Genomic DNA, 2,846 nt, shown 5'->3' on the forward strand with positions numbered 1-2,846 from the left:
AGGTTCTGCCAATGGGAAATGGCCGGTCCCTTATCTGGATCCGGGTACGTACCGGTTTTACGCCAAAGTAAATACAGCGAGCGGCACTTTCACAACCGATTACATTACCGTGACGCTCACTGCGCCTGCTGTCACGAGCAATATCACCAAGGTTAGACTGTACCCCCGTTCCGAAACCTGCTGTATTAGCCGTATTACCGGTAGTGTTATCCAGGGATCCAATGATATCTCAAATGCCAATGGCTGGACGACACTAGCCACAATTAATACAACACCGGTCGACGGATGGAATGAATATACAATTCAAACAACTACTACCTGGCGATATGTGCGGTTTTTAGCAGATTCGGATTGCTATGGAGACTTAAAAGAATTGGAATTTTATAATGGAAGTGTAAAACTAAACGGGTCAAGTTTTGGATCTTCCGCCGCTTATAACAATAATCCAGCAACTTACGGCTATAATGTCGTTTTTGATGGTCAACTGACAAATGTTTGGAGTGGAACTGCCGCCGGCCCCCAGAACTATGCGGGACTTGACTTAGGTACAGGGTGCTCTACCCTGACGGCGAGTATGCTTTCACCCGCCAACAACGCCACTGTGGTGGGTACTGCCAGCACTACCACCAGCGGCAGGGTGATTACCCCCCTCAGCGTGAGCACTTGTGTCCCAGCAGGTACCGCCATCACCAGCGTAGAGATTTGGGCATCAACAACTTCTGATGCATTCCATAACCTGATGGGCAAGGCTATCGCTGATGCCAGTCAACCAGGTGTTTATAAGCTGTCCGCAGAGGAGGGTAGTGCCGACGGGAAGTGGGTCGCAGCTTTGCTCGATCCCGGGACCTATCGCTTTTACGCCAAAGTAAATACCGCAGCAACTTCGTTTACCACGAATTACATTACCATCACCCTGACTGCACCTGTTGCCACAAGTAATATCACTAAGGTTCGATTGTACCCGCGTACGGAATGTTGTATGAACCGCATCGTTGGCAGTGTTATTCAAGGGGCCAATGATATCTCCAATGCCAATGGCTGGACCACTCTGGCTGAGATTAAGGAGACACCAATTGCCGGATGGAACGAGTATCCAATTGAGACGACTACGGACTGGCGGTATGTACGTTTCTTAGCGGGGCCTAATTGCTACGGAGAATTGAAAGAACTGGAATTTTACAAGGGCAATATTAAATTGACCGGGATAAAATTTGGATCTTTGAGTGCATATAACAACGACCAGGTCAATTACGGCTACGCTAATGCTTTTGATGGCCTGGTGGCTACTTCCTGGCACGGACACACTCCAGGTCCACAGAACTATGCAGGACTTGACTTGGGAACAGGTTGCTCCACCCTGACGGCGAGTATGCTTTCACCCGCCAACAACGCTAGTGTGGTAGGTACTGCCAGTACTGGCACCCCCGGCAATGTGCTCACCGCTATCAGCGTCGCCACTTGTGTCCCCGCTGGTACTTCGATCACTAGTGTAGAAGTCTGGGCAAGAACTACCTCTGGCGAGTGGCCGAAAAAGATGGGCAATGCAATAGTTGATGCCAGTCAAGCAGGTGTTTATAAGTTGTTGGCTGAAGAGGGGTTTGCCGACGGGAAGTGGCTTGCAGGTTATCTTGCTCCGGGCACCTATCGCTTCTATGCCAAGGTGAAGACTGCCACTGATTCGGTCGAAACTAACTACATTACCGTCACACTGACTGCACCTGCTGCCACGAGTAATATCACTAAGGTTCGATTGCACACCCGACCCGAAACGTGCTGTACCGGCCGTATTGTAGGTAGTGTTATCCAGGGATCCAATGATATCTCAAATGCCGTTGGCTGGACGACACTGGCCACAATTGGTGGAACACCTGTTAACGGATGGAATGAATATCCTATTCAAACAACTAACACCTGGCGATATGTGCGGTTTTTAGCAGATTCCGATTGCTATGGAGACTTAAAAGAGCTTGAATTTTACAATGGAAACGTGAAACTAAACGGGGTGAGCTTTGGATCATCAACTGCTTATAACAACGATCCGGCCAATTACGGCTATGCATTAATTTTTGATGGTCTACTTACAAAAGTCTGGAGCGGGACTGCCGCCGGCCCACAGAACTACGCGGGGCTTGACTTGGGTGCAAACTGCTCTACCGTTACTGCCAGTGTGCTTTCACCAGCTAACAACGCCAGTGTGGTTGGTACTGCCAGCACCACTACCCCAGGGCGTGTTACCACGGCTATCAGCGTCAGCACTTGTGCCCCCGCAGGTACCAATATTACCAGCGTGGAGATCTGGGCGACAACCAGTGACGGCGGATTTCCTAACCGGATGGGCTATGCAACCCCGGATGTCAGCCAACCAGGTGTTTACAAACTGTCCTCCCAGGAGGGTAGTGCCGATGGTAAGTGGCCAATACCTTATCTGGCCCCAGACATCTATCGGTTCTATGCAAAAATAAACACTGCGACTGGTACGTACACAACCGATCACGTTACCGTTACGCTGACCGCTCCCTAGGAAATTGGTGATAGTCTTATTCCGACCGCGAGATTATGACTCATCAGTAGCGAATGAGGATTAGTGCTAGCTATGAATGCCAGTTTAAATGTATTAAGAACATCATTTTTTTACGATCGTAATGACAAAGCCGGTTACTTATTTTTATTTCTTGCTATTGGGAGCAGTTCTTAATTCCCCGGGGCTTTTGGGTCAGAGTACGGACAAGAATTTCATATTGACCCGTACCTACAAAGGTTCCCGCACAACAGTGAGCGGCAATGTGAAGGATGCTACTCAGGAGGTTACTTACCTGGATGGTTTGGGGCGTCCTTTGCAGAACGTG

1 protein-coding gene is annotated in these 2,846 nt (G+C 49.3%); it reads left to right on the top strand.

The window, feature by feature from the left end:
- Positions 1–2,521: hypothetical protein (locus tag ACQ4MZ_RS31445; RefSeq protein WP_430852014.1), on the top strand; the 2,521-nt coding region annotated here is incomplete at its 5' end.
- Positions 2,522–2,846 lie beyond the last annotated feature (325 nt).

It is taken from the genome of Dyadobacter sp. BHUBP1 (assembly GCF_050587785.1).
Taxonomy (GTDB): Bacteria; Bacteroidota; Bacteroidia; order Cytophagales; family Spirosomataceae; genus Dyadobacter.